At 71.3% G+C, this 22,339-nt stretch carries 17 protein-coding genes and 1 pseudogene; 3 read left to right on the plus strand and 15 right to left on the minus strand.

What is annotated here, in order from left to right; genetic code table 11:
- Positions 1-62 precede the first annotated feature (62 nt).
- The 8 genes from tmk to bldG form a co-directional block, all read right to left on the minus strand.
- Positions 63-3,293 (minus strand): dTMP kinase, encoded by a 3,231-nt coding sequence (gene tmk, locus ACZ5TL_RS24785; protein WP_468592429.1) that lies wholly within the window; start codon positions 3,291-3,293, stop codon positions 63-65.
- A 199-nt stretch (positions 3,294-3,492) separates the two neighbouring features.
- Positions 3,493-6,339, minus strand: coding sequence for a type I DNA topoisomerase (gene topA / locus ACZ5TL_RS24790; protein ID WP_468592430.1), 2,847 nt, complete (start codon positions 6,337-6,339; stop codon positions 3,493-3,495).
- A 245-nt stretch (positions 6,340-6,584) separates the two neighbouring features.
- A complete protein-coding gene (locus ACZ5TL_RS24795) occupies positions 6,585-6,782 on the minus strand; it encodes a hypothetical protein (RefSeq protein WP_468592431.1) in 198 nt (65 codons plus the stop codon).
- Between the two features lie 236 nt (positions 6,783-7,018).
- Positions 7,019-8,557 (minus strand): DUF7059 domain-containing protein, encoded by a 1,539-nt coding sequence (locus tag ACZ5TL_RS24800; RefSeq protein ID WP_468592432.1) that lies wholly within the window; start codon positions 8,555-8,557, stop codon positions 7,019-7,021.
- Positions 8,558-8,827: 270 nt separating this feature from the next.
- Positions 8,828-9,415, minus strand: coding sequence for a small secreted protein (locus ACZ5TL_RS24805; RefSeq protein WP_468592433.1), 588 nt, complete (start codon positions 9,413-9,415; stop codon positions 8,828-8,830).
- Between the two features lie 242 nt (positions 9,416-9,657).
- The gene (locus tag ACZ5TL_RS24810; RefSeq protein ID WP_468592435.1) at positions 9,658-12,063 is read right to left on the minus strand and encodes a sodium-translocating pyrophosphatase; all 2,406 of its coding nucleotides are present in this window, start codon (positions 12,061-12,063) and stop codon (positions 9,658-9,660) included.
- 274 nt (positions 12,064-12,337) lie between these two features.
- The gene (locus tag ACZ5TL_RS24815; protein ID WP_468592436.1) at positions 12,338-12,775 is read right to left on the minus strand and encodes an ATP-binding protein; all 438 of its coding nucleotides are present in this window, start codon (positions 12,773-12,775) and stop codon (positions 12,338-12,340) included.
- Between the two features lie 121 nt (positions 12,776-12,896).
- On the minus strand, positions 12,897-13,238 hold the full coding sequence (gene bldG, locus ACZ5TL_RS24820) for an anti-sigma factor antagonist BldG (RefSeq protein ID WP_003991900.1): 342 nt from the start codon (positions 13,236-13,238) through the stop codon (positions 12,897-12,899).
- A 79-nt stretch (positions 13,239-13,317) separates the two neighbouring features.
- Here bldG and ACZ5TL_RS24825 point away from each other — a divergent pair, with 79 nt between their 5' ends.
- Entirely contained in the window at positions 13,318-15,846 is a 2,529-nt protein-coding gene (locus ACZ5TL_RS24825) for a DEAD/DEAH box helicase (protein WP_468592437.1), read from the plus strand.
- Between the two features lie 31 nt (positions 15,847-15,877).
- Here the strand turns inward: ACZ5TL_RS24825 and ACZ5TL_RS24830 are convergent, their stop codons facing one another.
- The 6 genes and pseudogenes from ACZ5TL_RS24830 to ACZ5TL_RS24855 all read right to left on the minus strand — a co-directional run.
- Complete coding sequence (locus ACZ5TL_RS24830; protein ID WP_468592438.1) at positions 15,878-16,261, minus strand: Rv3654c family TadE-like protein; 384 nt, start codon at positions 16,259-16,261, stop codon at positions 15,878-15,880.
- Positions 16,258-16,617 (minus strand): TadE family type IV pilus minor pilin, encoded by a 360-nt coding sequence (locus ACZ5TL_RS24835; RefSeq protein WP_468592440.1) that lies wholly within the window; start codon positions 16,615-16,617, stop codon positions 16,258-16,260. The genes ACZ5TL_RS24830 and ACZ5TL_RS24835 overlap by 4 nt, the downstream gene beginning before the upstream one ends.
- Positions 16,604-16,816, minus strand: a complete 213-nt coding sequence (locus ACZ5TL_RS24840) for a DUF4244 domain-containing protein (protein WP_468592441.1) — start codon at positions 16,814-16,816, stop codon at positions 16,604-16,606. Before ACZ5TL_RS24840 ends, ACZ5TL_RS24835 begins: the two co-directional genes overlap by 14 nt.
- Before the next feature lie 70 nt (positions 16,817-16,886).
- A complete protein-coding gene (locus tag ACZ5TL_RS24845; RefSeq protein WP_468592442.1) occupies positions 16,887-17,678 on the minus strand; it encodes a type II secretion system F family protein in 792 nt (263 codons plus the stop codon).
- 161 nt (positions 17,679-17,839) lie between these two features.
- Positions 17,840-18,712, minus strand: a complete 873-nt coding sequence (locus tag ACZ5TL_RS24850) for a type II secretion system F family protein (RefSeq protein WP_468592443.1) — start codon at positions 18,710-18,712, stop codon at positions 17,840-17,842.
- Positions 18,696-19,319, minus strand: a pseudogene (locus ACZ5TL_RS24855) (CpaF family protein); the annotation flags it as partial. The gene ACZ5TL_RS24850 and the pseudogene ACZ5TL_RS24855, both read right to left, overlap by 17 nt.
- Before the next feature lie 42 nt (positions 19,320-19,361).
- On the opposite strand from ACZ5TL_RS24855, the gene ACZ5TL_RS24860 reads away from it, so the two are divergent.
- Positions 19,362-20,846 carry a recombinase family protein gene (locus tag ACZ5TL_RS24860; protein ID WP_468592445.1) on the plus strand — a complete coding sequence of 495 codons (1,485 nt, stop codon included), beginning with the start codon at positions 19,362-19,364 and terminating at the stop codon, positions 20,844-20,846.
- 16 nt (positions 20,847-20,862) lie between these two features.
- Here the strand turns inward: ACZ5TL_RS24860 and ACZ5TL_RS24865 are convergent, their stop codons facing one another.
- Entirely contained in the window at positions 20,863-21,849 is a 987-nt protein-coding gene (locus ACZ5TL_RS24865) for a helix-turn-helix domain-containing protein (protein ID WP_468592446.1), read from the minus strand.
- A 222-nt stretch (positions 21,850-22,071) separates the two neighbouring features.
- On the opposite strand from ACZ5TL_RS24865, the gene ACZ5TL_RS24870 reads away from it, so the two are divergent.
- Positions 22,072-22,257, plus strand: a complete 186-nt coding sequence (locus ACZ5TL_RS24870) for a helix-turn-helix domain-containing protein (protein ID WP_468592447.1) — start codon at positions 22,072-22,074, stop codon at positions 22,255-22,257.
- Positions 22,258-22,339: the final 82 nt, after the last annotated feature.

Genomic DNA, 22,339 nt, shown 5'->3' on the forward strand with positions numbered 1-22,339 from the left:
GCGGACCCGGTCCGGTCGTCTCCCGCGTGGGCCCGGGCTCCGGTGCCGGACCGCCGGCGGCCTCAGCGGCCCCGGCCGCCCCTCCCCCGGCGACCGCGCCCGTCCTCCGGCTCGTCCTCGTGCGGTCCGAGCAGCTCGTCCGCCAGCGACGGCAGGTCGTCCAGCGGCGTCTCCTCGGCCCAGTCGGACCGGCGGCGGCGCGGCGCGCCCTCGTCGTCGACCTGGGGCATCTCCCGCGTACGGTCCTCGGTGCCGTCGGGCCGGGCGGCCGGGGCGTCCTTGCGGAAGTACCCGGGCGGAAGCCGGTCCGCCGGTTCGTCCCCGCGCACGGGCGGCAGCACGGCCGTCTCCTCGGCGTCCCCCGGCCGGACCGGAGGCAGTACGGCCGTCTCGTCGCCCGCCTCGGAGGGCACCTGAGGCAGCACCTCGGTCTCGTCCCCGGCCCCCGGCGGAACCGGCGGCATCGGCAGCTCGGCCGTCGCCTCGGCATCGGACCCGCCCGAGGTCCGGCGTTGGGCCTTGCCCTCGTCGCTTTCGTCCCTCTCGTCCCGCACGGGGCGCAGCACGGTCGTGTCGTCCGCCGCGCCGCCCGGTGTCACCACGGGCGTCGGCACGGTCACCGCGTCCTGAGCGGCCGCCGGACCGGAGGCACCCCGGGGGGCAGGGCTCTTCGGCCCAGCCTCCGCGGCAGCGGCCGCCGCCTCCGCGAGCCGCCGCGCCTCCTCGGCCCGCAGCAGGGCCTCCTCGGCCTTGCGCTGCTTCTCCAGGCGGAGCGCATCGGCCTCGGCGCGCAGCCGGGCCTCCTCCTCGGCCTGCTTGCGGCGCCGCTCCTCCTCGGCCTTGCGGCGGGCTTCCTCCTCGGCCCGGGCCTTCTCCTCCGCGAGAAGCCTCGCCCGCTCCTCCTCGGCCTTCTTCCGCGCTTCCTCGGCCCGGCGCCGGGCCTCCTCCGCCTGCCGTTCGGCCTCGCGGCGCTGCGCCTCCTCCAGCTCGCGGCGCTTGCGCTCCTCCTCCTCGGCGCGCAGCTTGGCGAGCTGCTCCTGGCGCTCGCGCTCCAGGCGCTCCTCCTCGGCCTTGCGGGCGGCCTCTTCCTCGGCCTTGCGGCGGGCCTCCTCCTCGGCCTTCTTCCGGGCCTCCTCGCGGGCCTTGATCTCGGCCTCGGACAGCGGCAGCACCTGGTCGAGCCGGTGCCGGATGACGGTCGTGACGGCCTCGGGCTCCTGGCCCGCGTCCACCACCAGGTACCGTCCGGCGTCGGCCGCGGCCAGGGTGAGGAAACCGGCCCGCACGCGCGCGTGGAACTCGGCGGGCTCCGACTCCAGCCGGTCCGGTGCCTCGGTGAACCGCTCGCGCGCGGCCTCCGGCGCGACGTCCAGCAGCACGGTCAGATGCGGCACGAGTCCGTTCGTCGCCCAGCGGTTGATGCGGGCGATCTCGGTCGGCGACAGGTCACGGCCCGCTCCCTGGTAGGCCACGGAGGAGTCGATGTAGCGGTCGGAGATGACGACCGCGCCGCGCTCCAGGGCGGGCCGTACGACGGTGTCGACGTGCTCGGCCCGGTCGGCCGCGTACAGCAGCGCCTCCGCGCGGTGGGACAGGCCCGCGCTCGACACGTCCAGGAGGATCGACCGCAGCCGCTTGCCCACCGGCGTCGCCCCCGGCTCGCGCGTCAGCACGACCTCGTGGCCCTTGGAGCGGATCCAGTCGGCGAGCGCCTCGGCCTGCGTGGACTTACCGGCCCCGTCGCCGCCCTCCAGGGCGATGAAGAAGCCGGAGGCCGCGGGCACCTCCTCGGGGTCGTCGCCGCCGAGCAGGGCGGCCTTCAGGTCCTGCCGCAGCGGCACGCCGGAACGGTCGTCGACCTTGGCCAGGACCAACGCGGCGACGGGCAGCAGCAGGGCGCCGACCAGCATCAGAGTGAAGGCCGCGCCGCCGTGCGCGAAGACGAACTTGCCGCTCTCCAACCGGTGCGGCCCGATCCCCGCCGCCACCAGCGGGGCGATCACCGCGCCGAGTGCCACGCAGACCCGGACGACCGCGTGCAGGTGCTCCGTCGTGCGGGAGCGCCGGAACTCCTCGGTCTCCTGGTCGAGCAGGGTGTGCCCGGTGTTGGCGGACATGCCCGCGCCGACGCCGGCCAGCCCGAGGATCAGCAGCACGGTGGTGACGTCCGGGACCAGCCCGGCGGCCAGCAGCGCGACTCCGGTGAAGGCGATCGTCAGCGCGAGCAGCCGGCGGCGCGACAGGGTCGGCAGGAGGGAGGGCGCCGTACGGATGCCGACGACGACACCGCCGGTCAGCGCGGCCACGAACAACCCGTAGAGCACCGGGCCGCCGCCCAGATCCTTGGCGTGCAGCACGGCCACGGCGACGGCGGCCGAGACCGCCGCGGCGACGGCCGCGCAGGCCGGCACCAGCAGCGGCATCGCGCCGGTGCGGCCCTTGTCGGTGCCGGCGGCGGTCTTCGGGCGGCGCAGTCCCTCGAGAGGCGACCGCGCGCGGGGGGTGCGCGTGCCGGGCAGTTCCAGGAAGGTCAGCACGGACAGGGAGGCGGCGAACAGCCCCGCCGCGACGTAGGAGGCGAGGGCCGCCTGGTGCTGGCCGAACCAGTCGATGCCGGCACCCAGCAGGTTGTTGAAGAGGGCCGCGGCGACCAGCACGACGGCCGCGAGGGGGATCGCCACGAAGCCGGTGCGCAGCGACAGCCGGCGCAGGGCGTCCATGTGGTCGGGCAGCGGCCGGACCGTCGCTCCCTCGGGGGGCGGTGCCGGCAGCAGCGCGGGGGCCGCGCTCTCGCGGCACACCGCCCACAGCCGCTCGGCGACACCGGTCACGAAGGCCGTGACGAGCAGGATCGCCAGCGCGTCCTCGGGAGTCCAGTCGATCCACAGCGGCGCGACGATGAGCAGCGCCGCGCGCAGCCCGTCCGCGCCGACCATGGTCCAGCGCCGGTCGAGCGGGCCGTCCTGCGAGGTGAGCGCGGTGAGCGGACCGAGGAGAACGGCGCCGAACAGCAGCGTCGCGAGGATGCGCACCCCGAAAACGGTCGCCACTGCGAACGCCACGCCCCGGTAGCCGCCCCCGAACGAACCCTCGGCGACAGCCGCCTGCAGGGCGAGCACCACCAGCACAAGGAGGGCGAGGATGTCGCCCACACCACCCACGAGCTGCGCGCTCCACAACCGCCTCAGCTGCGGACGGCGCAACAGGGCGCGGACGGCCCGCTCGCGGGAGTCCGTGACCAGGGCATCGTCGGGGGCCGGCTGAGGGTCCGTCGGTTGGTCGGCTCGCGTCATGCGTTCAGCCTATCGGGAGCCACCGACACCCCGGGGCCCCCGGCCTGGCATGCGCACGCCCCTACACCGAAGTGTGGCCAGGGTGTTCGCTTTCCGAACCCCGGGCGAAGATCCGGGCCTTGGCGGCCCGGGTCCTCATCGACTCCTCGCCGAATCCCCAAGGGGTCCTCACACTGTCTTCACCAGGACCTGAACGGTCTCAGTCCTCCGCCGACTTGGAGGCGGTCGCCGTCTTGGCGGCCGTCTTCTTCGCGGTGGCGGTCTTCTTCGCCGTGGTCTTCTTCGCGGTCGTGGTTTTCGCGGTCGTGGTCTTCTTCGCCGCGGTCTTCTTGGCCGTCGTCGTCTTCTTCGCCGGGGCCTTCTTGGCCGCCTTCTTCGCGGTCTTCTTCGCCGGCGCCTTCGCGCGCTTCTCGGCGAGCAGCTCGAAGCCGCGCTCCGGGGTGATCTCCTCGACGCTGTCGCCGGAGCGCAGCGTCGCGTTGGTCTCCCCGTCGGTGACGTACGGGCCGAATCGACCGTCCTTGACCACGACCGGCTTCTCGCTCACCGGGTCGGTGCCCAGTTCCTTCAGCGGCGGCTTGGCCGCGGCCCGGCCACGCTGCTTGGGCTGGGCGTAGATCGCCAGCGCCTCCTCCAGCGTGATCGTGAAGAGCTGCTCCTCGGCCTGCAGCGAACGCGAGTCCGTGCCCTTCTTCAGGTACGGGCCGTAGCGGCCGTTCTGCGCGGTGATCTCCTGGCCCTCGGCGTCGGCGCCGACGACCCGGGGCAGCGACATGAGCTTCAGGGCGTCGTCGAGGGTCACCGTGTCCAGGGACATCGTCTTGAACAGGGACGCCGTCCGCGGCTTGACCGCGTTCTTGCCCGTCCTCGGGGTGCCCTCAGGGAGGACTTCCGTCACATACGGGCCGTAGCGGCCGTCCTTGGCGACGATCGTGTGGCCGGTGGCCGGGTCCGTGCCCAGTTCGTAGTCGCCGCTCGGCTTCGCGAGCAGTTCCTCGGCGAGGTCGACGGTCAGCTCGTCGGGCGCCAGGTCGTCCGGGATGTCCGCGCGCTGGTGCTGCTCGGTGTCCTTCTCGCCGCGCTCGATGTACGGCCCGTAGCGGCCGACCCGCAGCACGATGTCGTTGCCCACGGGGAACGACGACACCTCGCGCGCGTCGATCGCGCCCAGGTCGGTCACCAGCTCCTTGAGGCCGCCGAGGTGGTCCCCGTCGCCGTTGCCGGCGTCGGCGGCGACACCGCTGACGGTGCCCTCGCCGAAGTAGAACCGCTTCAGCCACGGCACGGACTTGGCCTCACCGCGGGCGATGCGGTCGAGGTCGTCCTCCATCTTGGCGGTGAAGTCGTAGTCGACGAGCCGCCCGAAGTGCTTCTCCAGGAGGTTGACCACGGCGAAGGACAGGAAGGACGGCACCAGGGCCGTGCCCTTCTTGAACACGTAGCCGCGGTCGAGGATCGTGCCGATGATCGACGCGTACGTGGACGGGCGGCCGATCTCGCGCTCTTCCAGCTCCTTGACCAGGGAGGCCTCGGTGTAGCGGGCCGGGGGCTTGGTGGCGTGCCCGTCGACCGTGATCTGCTCGGCGCTCAGGGCGTCGCCCTCGCTGACCTGGGGCAGCCGGCGCTCGCGGTCGTCCAGCTCGGCGTTCGGGTCGTCGGCGCCCTCGACGTAGGCCTTCAGGAAGCCGTGGAAGGTGATCGTCTTGCCGGACGCGCTGAACTCGACGTCGCGGCCGTCGGCGGCCGTGCCACCGATCTTCACCGTGACGCTGTTGCCGGTCGCGTCCTTCATCTGGGAGGCGACGGTCCGCTTCCAGATCAGCTCGTAGAGCCTGAACTGGTCGCCGGTCAGTCCGGTCTCGGCGGGAGTGCGGAAACGATCACCCGAGGGGCGGATCGCCTCGTGGGCCTCCTGCGCGTTCTTGACCTTCCCGGCGTACGTCCTCGGCTGCGGCGGCAGGTAGTCGGCGCCGTACAGCTGCGTGACCTGGGCGCGGGCGGCGGCGACCGCCGTGTCGCTCAGGGTCGTGGAGTCCGTACGCATGTACGTGATGTAGCCGTTCTCGTACAGCTTCTGCGCGATCTGCATGGTGGCCTTCGCGCCGAAGCCGAGCTTGCGGCTGGCCTCCTGCTGCAGCGTCGTCGTACGGAACGGGGCGTACGGCGAGCGGCGGTAGGGCTTGGACTCGACGGAGCGGACCGCGAACCGGGTCTGCTCCAGGGCGGCGGCCAGGGCTCGGGCGTTCGCCTCGTCGAGGTGGAGGGTGTTCGCGCTCTTCAGTTGTCCCAGGGAGTCGAAGTCGCGGCCCTGCGCGACGCGCCTGCCGTCGACGGTCTGCAGGCGCGCGACCAGCGACGACGGGTCCGACGAGTCTCCGGCGCGGCCGGTCGCGAAGGTGCCCGTCAGGTCCCAGTACTCAGCCGAACGAAACGCGATGCGCTCGCGTTCCCGCTCGACGACGAGCCGGGTGGCGACCGACTGGACACGGCCCGCGGACAGCCGCGGCATGACCTTCTTCCACAGGACCGGCGAGACCTCGTAGCCGTAGAGGCGGTCGAGGATGCGGCGGGTCTCCTGGGCGTCGACCAGCTTCTGGTTCAGCTCGCGCGGGTTGGCGACGGCGGCCTGGATCGCGGCCTTGGTGATCTCGTGGAAGACCATCCGCTTGACCGGGACCTTGGGCTTGAGCACCTCCTGGAGGTGCCAGGCGATGGCCTCGCCCTCGCGGTCCTCATCGGTCGCGAGGAAGAGCTCGTCCGATTCCTTCAGCAGGTCCTTGAGCTTCTTGACCTGCGCCTTCTTGTCGGCGTTGACCACATAGATCGGCTGGAAGTCGTGTTCGACGTCCACACCGAGCCGGCGGACCTCGCCGGTGTACTTCTCGGGCACCTCGGCGGCGCCGTTGGGAAGGTCGCGGATGTGCCCGACGCTCGCCTCGACGGTGTATCCGGGCCCGAGATAGCCCTTGATCGTCTTCGCCTTGGCAGGCGACTCGACGATGACGAGTCGGCGGCCGCCCTTCGCGGTCTCGCTGGTCGGGGACAACTTCGCTCTTCTCTCCGGTCGACGCTGGGGCCTCCCCGGAGTCGCATACCGGGGCTGGGTCGTGGTGACGCTGCGGAGTGTGACGGTACATCCCGCCCTCGTGTCAAACGGGAAAAGCCCGCAACGGCCACTCGAACGGTAACCCGACTACCACCATTCCTGCCGCCCGGAGTGCCAGGGGCCAGCCCGCCCCTGTGCGGAGTGCGACCTCCCGGTCACTCGCAGGCGCGTCACCCGAGCGGGCTTCAGAGGCGGGTGAAGCACCAGATTCCGGCCGCCAGGGCGAGTACCGCGACGACGCCGGCGAGGGTCGCCGAGGCGACCGGCCGCATGCCTTCGGCAACGGGCCGGTCCTGACGCAGGCGCGTCACGGTCCAGGTCAGCAGTCCGCCTCCGAACAGGGAGAACACCGCTCCCGCGAAGATCGCCGGTTCGCTCTCCATGGTGCGCCGTGCCCCTTTTCTCCCGTCCGCCCAGTCCCAGCCCCGGGAGGCTGACACGCGTGGGCGGCGGGCAGGCGAACCCGAGGTGAACGCCCGGGCGACAGAGCAGTGGATCAAGGACGTCCGGCCCCTCATGACCCGTTCCGGACGAGGTGTTCAAATCGACTCGATTTTGTTGGCGAGCGATCTCGGCTGACCCCGGCGGCGGGCTCCCCTGCGGACGTCCCACGGCAGGGTCAGCGCACCGGCTCCAGGAACCCCTGCTCGACGAGCAGCCGGATCTGCGCCGGCGTCCGGTCGCGCAGCAGCACCGGGTCCTCGCCGACCAACTGGGCGATGGCGTCCAGGATGACGCCCGCGCTCATCGTGCCGTCGCACACGCCCGCGAAGCCCGCGCCCACCGTGTCCACCCTGGCGGCCCGGCGCATGCCCCGGTGCTGGCGCAGCACGACATGCTCGGGGTCCTCCGCTCCCGGCAGCCCGACCTGTTCCTGCACGATCTCGGCGGCCAGCCGGAAACGTCCTTCGAGCAGAGCGGCGTCGTCGTGCTCGCGAAGGTGGTCGAGCCGGTCGAAGTGGTTCCGGATCGTGTCCCCGAGCGGCTGCTCCACCGGATGCGGCCACTCCTCCACCGTGACGGAGGGCACGGCGGCACCCGTTCTGCGCAGGGTGATCCAGCCGAAGCCGACGGCCTTCACCTTGCGCGCCTCGAACTCGTCGAGCCATGCGTCGTACCGCGCCTGGTACTCCGCCGCGTCGCCCTGGTGATCGCCCGCGTCACGCAGCCAGAGCTCGGCGTACTGGTTGACGTCCTGCACCTCGCGCTGCACGATCCACGCGTCGCAGCCCCGGGGCACCCATGACCTGAGCCTGTCCTGCCAGTCCTCCCCTTCCACGTGCTGCCAGTTGGCGAGGAACTGCGCGAACCCGCCCTCGTTCAGCCGCTCCCCCGCCTCCTGAACGAGCGTGCGGCACAGATCGTCCCCGCCCATCCCGCCGTCGCGGTAGGTGAGCCGGGCACCGGGCGAGATCACGAACGGCGGGTTGGACACGATCAGGTCGTACGTCTCGTCGTCCCGGACCGGCGTGAAGAGGGAGCCCTCGCGCAGATCGGCGGCCGGGGCGCCGGACAGCGCCAGCGTGAGGGCGGTGATGTGCAGGGCGCGCGGGTTGAGGTCGGTGGCCGTCACGCGCGTGGCGTGCTGCGCGGCGTGCAGCGCCTGGATACCGGAGCCGGTGCCGAGGTCGAGCGCGGCGGCGACGGGCTTTCGGACGGTGATGCCGGCGAGGGTCGTCGAGGCGCCGCCCACTCCGAGGACGACGCCCTCGTCACGCCGGCCGATTCCGCCGGCACCACCGACCGCGCAGCCCAGGTCCGACACGATGAACCAGTCCTCGCCGCCGGGCCCGCCGTAGGGCCGGACGTCCACCGCGGCGGCGAGTTCGTCCCCGCCGGCGCGGGCCAGCCAGCCGCTCTCCAGGCAGGCGTCGACGGGCAGGACGTCCGCCACGCGCGCGTGCGGCACGGGCTGCTGGAGCAGGAACAGCCGGACGAGCGTCTCCAGCGGCGTGTCCCCGCGGGTCGCGCGGAGCGCGGGCACGGTCTCGCTCCGGGCGAGCGCCGCGTACGCCGGGGCGCCGAGCAGTTCGAGCAGTCCGTCGACGGTGAAGGAGGCCGCGAGCAGGGCGTCCCGGAGCCGGGCGGCCACGTCGGGACGGTCGGAGGCGGGCAGCGGGGGCAGGGGTGATTGGCTGGCGTTACTCACGCCCCCCATTGTGGCCGTCGGTATCGGCGCCGCACGCGCGCGTGCGGGTATCGCTTGCGTCCATGCGGGTATCCGCGAGGGTCGCGGGTATCCACGCGTGCCTGCGGGTGTCCGCGTGCGTCCCTGCGGGTGTCCGCGCCCATGCCTGCGGGTTCTGCACGCATGCCTGCGAGAGTCCGCGCCCGTACCTGTGGCTGGGCTCAGCCGTCACCCTGGGCTCAGCCGTCGCGCTTCCGTCGCCCAGCCGCCCCTCGTATCGGCCGCTTTTGCTCCAGCCGCTCAGCTCTGCGTGGCACCCGCCGACGTCGTGGCCGCCTTGCAGCTGGACTGGCGGGCCATCGCCTGGCCGACCTCGCCCTCCTCCAGGTTCCTGAGGGCGTCGTTGCCGCTCTTGCCCAGCTTGTCCAGCTCGGTGGCGATGTCCTTGAGGCCGTCCGCGAACTTGCCCTGGTCCTTGGTGTCGAGCCCGTCGACCTGCTTCTTCAGGGAGGCGTACGCCGCGGAGATCGAGTTGAGCTCCTTGACCGCGTCCTGCTGCTTCTTCTCGCCGTTCTCGACGTCCGGTGCGCCGGCCTTGGTCACCGCGGCCCCGATCGCCTTGTAGGCGTCGGACATGTCCTGGAAGGCCTGTGCGTCGGTCTTCTGGACATCCTTCGGCTCGCTGTTGTCCGAGGTCTCCTTCTGGATCGCCGCATTGGCCGACTCGATCTTCTTGGCCTGCGGCTGTACGGCGTCACAGACCTGCTTGGCCCAGGAGTCCAGCTTCTCGTTGTCGTCACCGCCGCAGCCCGACAGCGCCAGTACCAGTACCGCACCGCCGGACAGTGCGGCCGCGAGCTTCTTGTTCACCGGTTTGGTCCCTTCCATGGCTCTCGGCCCCGGAACATACACGCCAGATGCACGGCAACCGCACCCCGAACGCCCATTAAGACCATTTTGTAACCTTTTGCGCCAGGCGAGAGAAGGCTCACGTGATCGTGCACGCACACAGAGCGGGCGGGGGGGGGGGGGGGGGAGGGGGGCCCACCCCCCCCCCCCCCCCCTTCTCCCCCCCCCCCCCCCCCCCCCCCCCCCCCGCCCGCACCTTGAGCTGGGGCTCCGGAACCTCCCTACGAAACCACCGCCGGATCGGCCGACTTGGGCTCCGGCTCGGCGTTGTCTTCGTCGCCCATGGCGATCCCGCGCCGCTTTGACACGTACACCGCCCCGACGATCACGACGAACGCGAGGGCCGCGATCAGGATCCGTACTCCGATGCTCTCGTCCGGGCCGTAGGAGAACTTGATCACCGCGGGCGCGATGAGCAAGGACACCAGGTTCATGACCTTCAGCAGCGGGTTGATCGCGGGGCCGGCGGTGTCCTTGAAGGGGTCGCCGACCGTGTCGCCGATCACGGTCGCCGCGTGCGCCTCGCTTCCCTTGCCGCCGTGATGGCCGTCCTCGACGAGTTTCTTGGCGTTGTCCCAGGCGCCACCGGAGTTGGCGAGGAACACCGCCATCAGCGTGCCCGCGCCGATCGCGCCCGCCAGGAACGCGCCGAGCGGGCCGACGCCGAGCGTGAACCCGATGAAGACGGGCGCCAGTACCGCCAGCAGACCGGGGGTGGCGAGCTCGCGCAGGGCGTCCCTGGTGCAGATGTCGACGACCTTGCCGTACTCCGGCTTCTCGGTGTAGTCCATGATCCCCGGCCGCTCGCGGAACTGCCGCCGCACCTCGAAGACCACGGAACCCGCCGATCGCGACACTGCGTTGATCGCCAGCCCCGAGAAGAGGAAGACGACCGCCGCGCCGGCGATGAGGCCAACGAGGTTGTTGGGCTGGGAGATGTCCATCATCAGGCTCATCGGCGCACCCTCGCCGCTGAGTTTCTCCCCCACGTCCCGCGCGCCGGTGATGATCGCGTCACGGTACGAGCCGAACAGCGCCGCGGCCGCGAGCACGGCCGTGGCGATCGCGATGCCCTTGGTGATCGCCTTGGTGGTGTTGCCCACCGCGTCCAGGTTGGTGAGCACCTGAGCGCCCGCGCCCTGGACGTCACCGGACATCTCGGCGATGCCCTGCGCGTTGTCGGAGACGGGCCCGAAGGTGTCCATCGCGACGATCACGCCGACCGTGGTGAGCAGACCGGTGCCGGCCAGCGCCACCGCGAACAGTGCCAGCATGATCGACGTACCGCCGAGCAGGAACGCCCCGTACACGCCGAGTCCGATCAACAGGGCGGTGTAGACGGCGGATTCGAGACCTACGGAGATACCGGCGAGGACGACGGTGGCCGGGCCGGTGAGCGAGGTCTTGCCGATGTCCCTGACGGGCCGGCGGTTGGTCTCGGTGAAGTAGCCGGTCAACTGCTGGATCAGGGCGGCCAGCACGATGCCGATGCCCACCGCGACGAGCGCGAGGATCCGCGGATCGCCGTCCTTGCCCAGGATCGCGGCGTCGGTGACCCCGTCGAGCTCGGAGTACCTGCCCGGCAGGTAGATGAACACGGCCACCGCCACCAGCACGAGCGAGATCACCGCGGAGATGAAGAACCCGCGGTTGATGGCACTCATGCCGCTGCGGTCGGCACGCCTCGGCGCCACCGCGAAGATGCCGATCATGGCGGTGATCACACCGATCGCCGGCACGAGCAGCGGGAAAGCGAGCCCGGCGTCGCCGAAGGCCGCCGAGCCGAGAATCAGCGCGGCGACCAGGGTCACGGCGTACGACTCGAAGAGGTCGGCCGCCATGCCCGCGCAGTCGCCGACGTTGTCGCCCACGTTGTCGGCGATGGTCGCGGCATTGCGCGGGTCGTCCTCCGGAATGCCCTGTTCGACCTTGCCGACCAGGTCGGCGCCGACGTCGGCGGCCTTGGTGAAGATGCCGCCGCCGACTCGCATGAACATCGCGATCAGCGCGGCCCCGAGACCGAAGCCCTCGAGCACCTTCGGCGCGTCGGCCGCGTACACCAGCACCACGCACGAGGCGCCGAGCAGGCCGAGGCCCACCGTGAACATGCCGACCACGCCGCCCGTGCGAAATGCGATCTTCATCGCCTTGTGCGAGACCGCGGTCAGGTCCCTTTCCGGCTGGCCTTCCGCCGGGGTTGCTTCACGCGCCGCCGCGGCGACGCGCACATTACTGCGCACGGCGAGCCACATACCGATATAGCCGGTGGCCGCCGAGAACGCCGCTCCGATCAGAAAGAACACCGAACGTCCGGCACGCTGACTCCAGTCGTCCGCGGGCAGCAGCATGAGCAGGAAGAACACGACCACGGCGAATACGCCGAGTGTGCGCAGTTGACGTGCCAGATAGGCGTTCGCGCCTTCCTGGACCGCCGCCGCGATCTTCTTCATGCTGTCGGTGCCCTCGCCGGCCGCGAGCACCTGGCGCACCAGGACCCCCGCGAGCACCAGTGCCGCCAGTGCGACGACCGCGATGACCACGACGAGCACGCGGTTGCCATCGGTCAGTACGGCGACTGCGAGGTCTGTGGGATGGCCCGACTGTTGTGAGATGGAAAGCCCCGCCATTCGTCCTCCTTGACGCTTGGGCTGAGCTCAAGATGTGGACGGGATTGTAGGTACCGGAACCTGATCAAAACAGAGCGCGATAAACGGAATTGGCCTTCTGGGGTAATGCCCTGAAAGCATTCTCGGACTGTCGGCGGGCACGCGAATGATCGTGAACGAATTCACGCGATGAACGGCACAGGAACCACTGTAAAGGCGAGCACTGACACCCGCACATGACGAAGGGCCCCACGGGTGGGGCCCTTCGTCAAGAACGGTGTGCGCGGTGGCCGGTTCAGACCAGAACCGTCGGCGGCGGCGTGGTCGGCCAGGTCATCTTGATCAGCCCGCCATGCTCTCCCGCGCTGACCTCGACGTCGTCGACGAGTCCGCTGATGACCGCGAGGCCCATCTCGTCCTCGTCGGCCTCGCCGTCGGGGTCGCCCGGCCCGGTGCCGGATGCGCGCTCTCCGGGAACCGCGTGCCGGGCCTCGTCGCCGACCTCGATGGAGAACTGCTTCTCCTCCTCGATCAGCAGCACCTTCACCGGTGCCGAGATGCCGCCGGTCTGATGCAGTCCGACGGCCCGGGTGCACGCCTCTCCGACGGCGAGCCTGACCTCGTCGAGGACTGCCTCGTCCACTCCGGCCCTGCGCGCCACCGCTGCCGCCACCAGCCGGGCGGTCCTGACATGCTCGGGCAGCGCGCTGAAGCGGAGCTCAACGGTGGCCATGCATCCCCCTCGCAACTTCGGGCGTGCTGTCGGGAGGCTCCGGGCCTCCGAAACCCGGGCCCCCTCGGTCTTCACTTCTGCCGAACGTCGGCCGGCCCGGGCACGGGGCCCGGGACCGGTGTCAGTCGGTGGCCGCAACCGCTTCCTCGACCGAGGTGTGAATCGGGAACACCTTGGTGAGACCGGTGATGCGGAAGATCTTCAGAATGCGCTCCTGGTTGCACACCAGGCGCAGGGAGCCCTCATGGGCACGGACGCGCTTCAGGCCGCCGACCAGTACGCCGAGTCCGGTGGAGTCGAGGAAGTCCACGCCCTCCATGTCGACGACAAGGTGGAAACTGCCGTCGTTCACCAGCTCGACCAACTGCTCGCGCAGCTTGGGCGCGGTATATACGTCGATTTCGCCACCGACCCTGACGATCGTGCGATCGCCCATGGTCTCGGTCGACAGGGACAGGTCCACGGATCCTCCAGCACCTTGCTATCGAGCGGTCGCCCTTGGGGCATCTCGGCTTCAGCCCTTGGACGCTTCGCCAGCCGCGATGGCATTCAATCACTTACCGGCAGGCGTGCACGACGCCTTGGCTCCATTGTCCGTCACGCCAGTGACACACTCGGTGCCGATGGCCAAGAATCACCGATCCGATCGAACCCCGACGGACCCCGCCTCCAGGCCCGCGCCGGGCGCGGTCCTGGACCGGCTCGCGTCCGGTCCGAGCAGGGCTTCGCGCATTACTCATACGGAGCACTTGCCCCCGCGGGAGGGTCGGCATGCCGTCTGGCCGGACCGGATCCGCGCGGAGGTCGTCGCCGCCGTGCAGACCGCGGGTGTCGAGCATCCCTGGGCCCACCAGGCCCGCGCGGCCGAGCACGCGCTGGACGGCGACTCGGTCGTCGTCGCCACCGGCACCGCCTCCGGCAAGTCCCTGGCCTATCTCGCGCCGGTCCTGTCCACCCTTCTGGACGGCTCCGAGGCCCCGAACGGCCGCGGCGCGACCACCCTCTACCTGGCTCCGACCAAGGCTCTTGCGGCGGATCAGTGCCGCTCCGTGAAGGAACTTTCACAACCTCTGGGCAATTCAATCCGCCCGGCCGTGTACGACGGCGATACTCCGTTCGAGGAACGCGAGTGGATCCGCCAGTACGCCAACTACGTGCTGACCAACCCGGACATGCTGCACCGCGGCATCCTGCCGTCCCACCCTCGCTGGTCCTCCTTCCTGAAGTCGCTGAGATACGTCGTCATCGACGAGTGCCACAGCTATCGCGGCGTCTTCGGCTCACACGTCGCCCAGGTGCTGCGCCGCCTGCGCCGCCTGTGCGCCCGCTACGGCGCCTCACCCGTGTTCCTGCTGGCCTCCGCGACCGCCGCCGAACCTTCGGTGGCAGCGCGCCGCCTCACCGGCCTGCCGGTCGTCGAGGTCGCGGACGACGCCTCCCCGCGCGGTGAACTGGTGTTCGCCCTCTGGGAGCCGCCACTGACCGAGTTGCACGGCGAGAAGGGCGCCCCCGTCCGCCGCACGGCCACCGCCGAGGCCGCCGACCTGCTGACCGACCTCACCGTGCAGGGTGTGCGCTCGGTCGTCTTCGTCCGGTCCCGGCGTGGCGCCGAGCTGATCTCCGTCATCACCCGGGATCGACTGACCGAGGTCGACCGGTCGCTGGCCAGGCGTGTCGCGGCGTACCGGGGCGGCTATCTCCCGGAGGAGCGCCGCGCACTCGAACGCGCCATCCATTCGGGTGAACTCCTGGGCCTCGCCGCGACGAACGCCCTCGAACTCGGCATCGACATCTCCGGCCTGGACGCGGTCGTCATCGCCGGCTACCCCGGCACGCGCGCCTCGCTGTGGCAGCAGGCGGGCCGGGCCGGACGGTCCGGGCAGGGCGCCCTGGCCGTTCTGGTCGCCCGCGACGATCCGCTGGACACGTTCCTCGTCCACCACCCGGAGGCCCTGTTCGACCAGCCCGTCGAGTCCACCGTCCTCGACCCGGACAACCCCTACGTGCTTGCCCCGCACCTGTGCGCGGCCGCCGCGGAACTGCCCCTGACGGACGAGGACCTCGCCCTGTTCGGCCCGGCCAGCGAGGGCCTCCTGCCGCAACTGGAGGCCGCGAAACTGCTGCGCCGCCGCACCAAGGCCTGGCACTGGACCCGCCGGGAGCGCGCCGCCGACCTGACCGACATCCGCGGCGAAGGCGGACGCCCGGTCCAGGTCGTCGAGTCCGGCACGGGCCGGCTGCTCGGCACGGTCGACGCCGGCGCCGCGCACTCGACGATCCACGAGGGAGCGGTCCACCTCCACCAGGGCCGCACCTACCTGGTGCGGTCCCTGGACCTGGAGGACTCCGTCGCCCTCGTCGAGGAAGCCGCCCCGCCCTACTCCACGGTCGCCCGTGACACGACGTCGATCTCCGTCCTGGAGACGGACGTCGAGCTCCCCTGGGGCGACGGCCGGCTCTGCTACGGCTCCGTCGAAGTCACCAACCAGGTCGTCTCCTTCCTCCGTCGCCGGCTCATCACCGGTGAGGTCCTGGGCGAGACGAAGCTCGACCTCCCTCCCCGTACGCTGCGCACCCGGGCCGTGTGGTGGACCGTCACCGAGGACCAGCTGGACCGGGCCCGGATCAACCCGGAGATCCTCGGCGGCTCCCTGCACGCCGCCGAGCACGCGTCGATCGGCCTGCTGCCCCTGTTCGCCACCTGCGACCGCTGGGACATCGGCGGCGTGTCGATCCCGCTCCACCCCGACACGCTCCTGCCCACGGTCTTCGTCTACGACGGCCATCCCGGCGGCGCGGGCTTCGCGGAGCGCGCCTTCCACACCGCCCGCGCCTGGCTGACCGCCACCCGGCAGGCCATCGCCTCCTGCGAATGCGACGCCGGCTGCCCGTCCTGCATCCAGTCCCCCAAGTGCGGCAACGGCAACGACCCGCTGCACAAGAGGGGGGCGGTGCGGCTCCTCACGGTGCTGCTGGAGGGGGCTCCGGAGGAGAAGGAGACGGCTGACGAGGCAGTCGGTCAGCCGCCAGGGCACCCGGAGGCTGACCGGGAGGATCCGCACGCGCCCTGACTCGCGAGGACAGGAGATCGCGCAGGGCACGTCACCCCTCGCTCTTGGCCGGCGTCACCCCCAGCGGAGCCGTCGGAGGACCCGCCCTCGCTCTCACCTCCGCCGTGAACGGCCCCCGTCCCGAGGCCGCCGTCACGTCCGAGATCTCTCCGACGACCTCGCACCGGACGAGCCGCACGCCCTGTGCCCGGGCCACCCGGCCGGCCCGGGCACAGGCCGCCGTACCGCCCTCGGCCCAGTGGTCCGCCGCCGCGAGGGCCGCGAGATCCGCCCCGCCGGCCGCGCGGTGCCGGGTGACGACGGCCTGTCCCAGGGCGAGGACGGCCCCGAAGACCACGCACAGGACGGCGATCACCCCGACGCTCCAGACGGCCGCGGACCCCCGGTCCGACAGATCACGCCCCCGGCACCTCATGTGCCCACCGCCTCCTCCACGGACGCGACGGCCTCCTCGCGCACGGCGAAGGACAGCCCGCGCAGCACCGGCGGCTCCGCCACGACGGTCACGCGCACGTGCTCCGCGTCCCGGCTGACGGTCACCTTCGCGCCGGGCGGTGCCGCCTCGCGGGCCAGCCGCACGACCGCGCCGGGCGGGTCCTGGCGGGCCGCCGCGCGGGCGCCCGTGCGGGCCGCGTCCACGCACTGGATCTGCGCGGCCACGACCAGCAGCCCCCACACCAGCGCCATCGCGAACATCACCAGCACGGGCAGCACCACGGCCGACTCCGCCGTCACGAACCCCCGGTCCCTGTCCCGCTCACATCCGCGCATTGAGGGCTTCCTTCACGATGCCCTGCAGTTCCGCGCTGACCGTGCCGCTCGTGACGACCTTGTAGAGCACCACCGCGAACGCCACCGCCGCGACGATTCCCATCGCGTACTCGGAGGTGACCATCCCCGCGTCCCGCCGCGCCGCCGCACGCATCCCGCACACCAGGGCACGCAGCCGCGCCCGTACCGCCTGATACATCTCAACCCCCGTAGGAAAGAGTCTCAACTTCTCTTGTCTGCCGCTCACTTACTGCCGCCCTCTGACCCCCTCATCCACCACCCCCTCCGAGCGCTCCTCCCGCGAGTCCGATCACCACGGGCAGCACGCCGACCGCGATGAACGCGGGAAGGAAGCACAGCCCGACCGGCGCGCTGACCATCACGCCCGCCCGACGGGCCCTGGCCGTCGCGGCGCGGCCCCAGTCGGCCCGAGCCTCCGCGGCGAGCCGTGCGACCGGTACAGCGGCGGGCAGTCCGGACACATCGGCCCCTTCCAGCAGCCGGGCCAGGCCTGCGGCTCCCGGGACGGCAGCCAGCCTCTGCCAGGCCACGGCCGGTTCGCCGCCCAGCCGTACCTCCGCCGCACCACGGGCCAGGGCATCGCCCACCGGACCGCCCAAGGCCTCACCCACCGCCTGTGCCGCGATCACCGGGCCGGCGCCCGCCGCGATGCAGGCCGCCAGCAGGTCGGCGGCGAGGGGCAGTTGCCGTGCCGCCTCGGCGAGGTCGGGGGCGTTCGTGCCCTTTCCGGCCGCCGCCTCCTGCCGTAGCCGCCATCGCCATATCCCCACCGCGCCGGCCAGTGCCACAGCGACACCGGCGAGGCCGCCGACCAGCGCCCACCCGGCGCACGCCACACCCGCGGGGGCCAGCCACGTCCGCGCCGCCCCGCGTAAGGCGAGGCGCGGGACCGGAGCAGCCGCCTTCCGGGCCGACAACTCCGCCAGTCGCCGCAGCGTCCTCCGGCGGCGCCGCATCTCGACCAGCCACCGCAGCCACCACCCGAGGCCGAGCACGATCCCCATGGTCACCCCCAGCCTGTGGACAACTTCCCCGCTCATATCGCCGCCTCCGTTCCCCGATCCCCGCTCATATCGCCGCCTCCGCTCCCCGATCCCCGCTCATATCGCCGCCTCCGCTCCCCGATCCCCGCTCATATCGCCGCCGCCCTCGTGCCTCGTATCCCACTCACGTCACCACCGCCCCGCACCCCATCCCCCACTCATGCAGCCACCTCCGCTCCCCGCACGATCCGCAGCACCCACCACACCCCCAGGCCCTCCAGCACACCGCCGGCCGCCAGGCAGCCCAGGCCCGCCGTGGTGTGGAGCAGGACATGGAGGGGATCGGCGCCGAGGGCGGTGCCGATGAGGAGTCCCAGGGCCGGCAGACCGGCGAGCATCACCGCCGTGGCCCGGGCCCCAGCCAACTGAGCGCGCAGGTCGGACTGCTGGTCCCGCTCGGCACGCAGGGCGGCGGCCAGCCGGTCGAGTCCGTCCGCGAGCCCGGCGCCTTGGTCCACGGCCACCCGCCAGCACGCCGCGAGCCCCCGCAGTCCCCCGGCACCCGGTTGCCGGGCCGCCGTCGCGAGCGCGTCCGGCACGTCACCGCCGAACCGCGCCGCCGCCAGCACCGTCGCCCGTGCGTCGGCGAGCCCGCCGTGATCCCGGGCGGCCCTCAGCAGCGCCTCACCCGGCTGGCGTCCGGCCCGTACCTCGCCAGCCAGCGCCCCGCACAACGCGATCACCGCTTCGGCCCGGCGCTCCCGGTCCCGCCGCGCCCGAGAGGCCAGCCGGGCCCTGCGCAGTAACGGCACCCCGGCCGCGCCCAGCACCACCGGCAGCACCGACGCCCCCAGAACCGCCAGGACCAGCCCGGCCACCGGCGACCACCACTCGGCCCGCAGCCGCCCACGGGCGCGCCGCACCCCACCGGCCATCCGCTGCCACCCGGGCGGGTCACTCCCGGCGGTTCCGCCGCCCGCGAGCAGCACCCTCGCCCGCCGCGCCGCCGGGTTCCGCTCGCCCAGCAGCCACACCGCCGCGCCCACGCACACCACGGCCGCCCCCATGGACATCTCAGCCGCCCTTGTCATGACCCGCCTCCTCCACCGCGGCCTCACACGGCCCGTTTCCACCGCCGCGAAGCAGCCCCCGCAGCCGCTCCCACCCACGCTCCCGCACGAACGCCTCCGCTCCCCACCGCAGCGCCGGCACCGTCCGCACCAGCCCCGATGGGTCGCGTTCCAGCACGTGCACCTCGGCGATCCGCCGCCGTCCGGCCCGGTCGCGTACGAGGTGCAGGACCACGGAGAGGGCGGCCGCCACCTGGCTGTGCAGCGCGGCCCGGTCGAGCCCGGCGGCCGTACCGAGCGCCTCCAGCCGGGCCGGTACGTCGGCGGCAGCATTGGCGTGCACCGTCCCGCACCCGCCCTCGTGGCCGGTGTTCAGCGCGGCCAGCAGGTGCACCACTTCGGGTCCGCGCACCTCTCCCACGACCAGCCGGTCGGGCCGCATCCGCAGCGCCTGGCGCACCAGGTCCTCGAGGGTGACGAGCCCCGCGCCCTCCTGGTTGGCGGGCCGGGCCTCCAGCCGCACCACATGCGGGTGGTCCGGCCGCAGCTCCGCCGAGTCCTCGGCGAGGACGATCCGCTCGTCCGGCCCCACCAGACCCAGCAAGGCGCTCAGCAACGTCGTCTTCCCGAACCTGAGACAAAGACGCCTCTAGTCCGGCACACTCGGGCCATGAAGACCACCCGGACGGACGCGGGCCAAAAGACGCGCGCCGTCATCTATGTGCGCATCTCCCAGGACAGGACAGGCGCCGGCCTCGGCGTCGACCGGCAGCGCGAGGACTGCGAAGCCCTCGCCGAACGGATGGGCTGGGACGTCGTCGAGGTGTACGTCGACAACGACGTCTCCGCGTTCTCCGGGAAGCTCCGCAAGGACTACCGGCGGATGCTCGCCGACCTCGCCGAGGGCAAGGCCACCGTCGTCATCGTCTGGCACACCGACCGGCTCACCCGCTCGATCGTCGAGCTGGAGGAGTACATCGAGCTGTCCGACCGGCGCGGCATTGCCACCCACACCGTTCAGGCCGGGACCGTCGACCTGGCCACGCCATCCGGCCGGATGACCGCACGGATCCTCGGCGCCGTCGCCCGCCAGGAGTCCGAACACAAGGGTGAGCGCGTCGCCCGGGCCCGCCGCCAGAAGGCGTTGAAGGGCGAGTGGATGGGCGGCATCAGACCGTTCGGATGGGGCGTGCCCACCGGCGAGGTGCGCAAGAAGCTGGACCGGAAGACCGGCGAAGAGGTCGAGGTCCCCGAACTCGACATGATGAAGACCGTCCCCGAGGAAGCCGAAGCGCTGCGCTACTGGACGGATCAGATCCTGTCCGGCGCGTCGATCCGGTCGCTGGTGAAGTGGTGCGCCGACAAGGGCGTCACCACCACGCGCGGGAACACGGTCACCCACCAGGACATGCGCGACATGCTGGTGCGCCCCAGGAACGCCGGGATCGCCGTCTACCGGGGCGAGGAGGTCGGCCGCGGCCAGTGGGAGCCGATCGTCGACGAGGCGAAGTACAGGGCCGTCGTGGCGATCCTGAAGGACCCGTCACGCCGGACGACGCCCGGCGCCACCCCGAAGTGGCTGGGATCGCTGCTGTACCGGTGCGGGCGGGGTGAGTGCCCGCACTTCGTGTACGTCACCCAGTCCGGAGGTCGCCGGTTTCCCTCGTACCGCTGCCAGACCGGGCACGGCGGCGGCCGGCGCGCCGAGATCGTCGACCAGTACGTCGAGGACACCATCGTCGAGCGGCTGTCGCGGGACGACGCTCACGAGCTGCTGGAGCCCGCACCGGACGGCGTGGACGTGGCCGCGCTGCAGGCGGAGAGCGAGGAGATCCGCCGGCGGATGACGGACCTGGCGGGCCTGTTCGGTGCGGGGCAGATCGGCATGGAGGCGTTCACGACGGGCACGGACACGGCCCGGGGCCAGCTGGAGGGTGTGACGCAGCAGCTGGCGCGCGCGGCGACACTGGACCCGCTCGTCGGCCTGGTGGGAGCGCCGGACGTGCGGAAGGCGTGGAAGCGGCTGGAGCTGGAGCAGCAGCGCAACGTGCTGCGGTCACTGGTCGAGGTCACGCTGAAGACGCCGCGCCCGGGACGCATGCCCGACGGCGGGTACTTCGACTACGACGCGGTGGTGTTCGACTGGAAGCGATGACCTTCCCCGTCGATGATCACTCGCCTCGCGCCTTGCGGCTCCGAGTCGCATGGTCATCCCAGTTGCCCATAACTTCCTCAATATATGTTTCCGAGTATCCCTGTTCCTCCAAACTTCTGCGCATTTCATGTTTTTCCGCTTCGTCGTCGCGCTCCGGCTCCGTCACGCCGTACTCCTGCCGGAACTGCTCGACCAAGGGGGCTGGGTCTGCCTCAAGCGCATTCGCCAAGAGCTTGATGTAAACCGGGCCGTGCATGAAGGCTCCCGGGAAGGCGCCGTCAGCCTCAAGAAGCTCGATAATCCTGTCGGGTACGCCGGTCTTCGCACTTAGCTCGTCCCGCTCCAGGCCAGCGACTTCACGAGCCTTCCGCAGCGAGTTGCCGAAACTGCCAGGCTCTTCGTCGACTGGATCCATGCCCAGCGCCGCCCACCCGAGATCAGGACGGCGCTGCATGGCGTCGGACTTTGACTTTCCCCCCTTCGCCTGGGCCTCGTGGTACCTCTGCACCTCGATAGGCCCGTGCCCGGAAGAGAACATATTGGCCAACAACTCATCTTGGGCATCCTGGTACCTCGCAATTAGTTCCTCGGAGGCGTTCCACCGGGAGGCGAGGTCAGCGAAGAGAGTGGCATAGCTTGCGAGCTGCATCGCCTCCTGGATCTTTTCCGTTACGGCACGCAGCAGCGGGTCCTCGATGTCCTCCGGTCGCCGCAAGCTAAGGCGGCCTGTCGCTGGCCCCTCTACCTCGAAGGTGGGCTGTCCCCCGGCCAAGATCCGTTCAAAGCTTCCGCGACCAAGCTTCAGGGCTTTCTCAACCCGCAAGTAGCCCGCTGGAACCTTGCCGCGAGCCGGTACGCGACCGCGCTCGTAGTTGCTGATGGTGTTCTCCGAGACACCTGCGGCCTCCGCGAGCTGACGCTGATCCATCCCCATCTGCTTCCGGCGGACAGCGATCCACTGCCCGAGCTCAGCCCAGGCTTCAGGGTCCTTCGTTGTGGCCATGGGCCTCATTCTCTCTCAACGTTGGTCATCGGCAACCAACAGGATCCACAACATTGCGCGCGTTGTGAAGTGCATCTTCGAGGGGTACGCCCGGCTGGAGCCACAACAGTTCGAACATCCACAACGTTGTCGTTGACGTTGGTCAAAACGTTGCGTATGTTGTGGGTACGGGTCGCAACGTCAGTCACAACGGCGTTGCCCAGCCACAATGGAGCACTGCCCATGACTCAGCGTCTTGAACTGCTCACAACGAGGCAGCTCGCCGAGTACCTCAACAAGCCGGTCAACACCATCCGCGGATGGCGGCACCGCAAGGTCGGTCCGGCCGGTTTCCGGCTCGGGCGGGACGTCGTCTATCGCCGCGAGAGCGTCGAAGCCTGGCTCGCCGAGCGCGAGAAGGCGGCGTGACGGCATGACCACGAGCACGGCGGCTGCTCCCGTGTACCAGCCGGGAGCAGCCGCCGGAAACGACGAAGCGGCCGGGTACCAG

The sequence above is a fragment of the Streptomyces sp. NPDC033136 genome (assembly GCF_055578235.1).

Bases quoted from the DNA above. Each gene is read 5' to 3' on its own strand.
- ACZ5TL_RS24840 (WP_468592441.1), bottom strand. From the start codon at position 16,816: ATGTATCAGGCGGTACGGGCGCGGCTGCGTGCCCTGGTGTGCGGGATG.
- ACZ5TL_RS24865 (WP_468592446.1), bottom strand. From the start codon at position 21,849: ATGGCCACAACGAAGGACCCTGAAGCCTGGGCTGAGCTCGGGCAGTGG.
- ACZ5TL_RS24815 (WP_468592436.1), bottom strand. From the start codon at position 12,775: ATGGCCACCGTTGAGCTCCGCTTCAGCGCGCTGCCCGAGCATGTCAGG.
- ACZ5TL_RS24825 (WP_468592437.1), top strand. From the start codon at position 13,318: ATGGCATTCAATCACTTACCGGCAGGCGTGCACGACGCCTTGGCTCCA.
- ACZ5TL_RS24860 (WP_468592445.1), top strand. From the start codon at position 19,362: ATGAAGACCACCCGGACGGACGCGGGCCAAAAGACGCGCGCCGTCATC.
- ACZ5TL_RS24845 (WP_468592442.1), bottom strand. From the start codon at position 17,678: ATGAGCGGGGAAGTTGTCCACAGGCTGGGGGTGACCATGGGGATCGTG.
- ACZ5TL_RS24810 (WP_468592435.1), bottom strand. From the start codon at position 12,063: ATGGCGGGGCTTTCCATCTCACAACAGTCGGGCCATCCCACAGACCTC.
- ACZ5TL_RS24870 (WP_468592447.1), top strand. From the start codon at position 22,072: ATGACTCAGCGTCTTGAACTGCTCACAACGAGGCAGCTCGCCGAGTAC.
- ACZ5TL_RS24795 (WP_468592431.1), bottom strand. From the start codon at position 6,782: ATGGAGAGCGAACCGGCGATCTTCGCGGGAGCGGTGTTCTCCCTGTTC.
- ACZ5TL_RS24805 (WP_468592433.1), bottom strand. From the start codon at position 9,415: ATGGAAGGGACCAAACCGGTGAACAAGAAGCTCGCGGCCGCACTGTCC.
- ACZ5TL_RS24800 (WP_468592432.1), bottom strand. From the start codon at position 8,557: ATGGGGGGCGTGAGTAACGCCAGCCAATCACCCCTGCCCCCGCTGCCC.
- ACZ5TL_RS24830 (WP_468592438.1), bottom strand. From the start codon at position 16,261: ATGAGGTGCCGGGGGCGTGATCTGTCGGACCGGGGGTCCGCGGCCGTC.
- ACZ5TL_RS24850 (WP_468592443.1), bottom strand. From the start codon at position 18,712: ATGACAAGGGCGGCTGAGATGTCCATGGGGGCGGCCGTGGTGTGCGTG.
- ACZ5TL_RS24835 (WP_468592440.1), bottom strand. From the start codon at position 16,617: ATGCGCGGATGTGAGCGGGACAGGGACCGGGGGTTCGTGACGGCGGAG.
- tmk (WP_468592429.1), bottom strand. From the start codon at position 3,293: ATGACGCGAGCCGACCAACCGACGGACCCTCAGCCGGCCCCCGACGAT.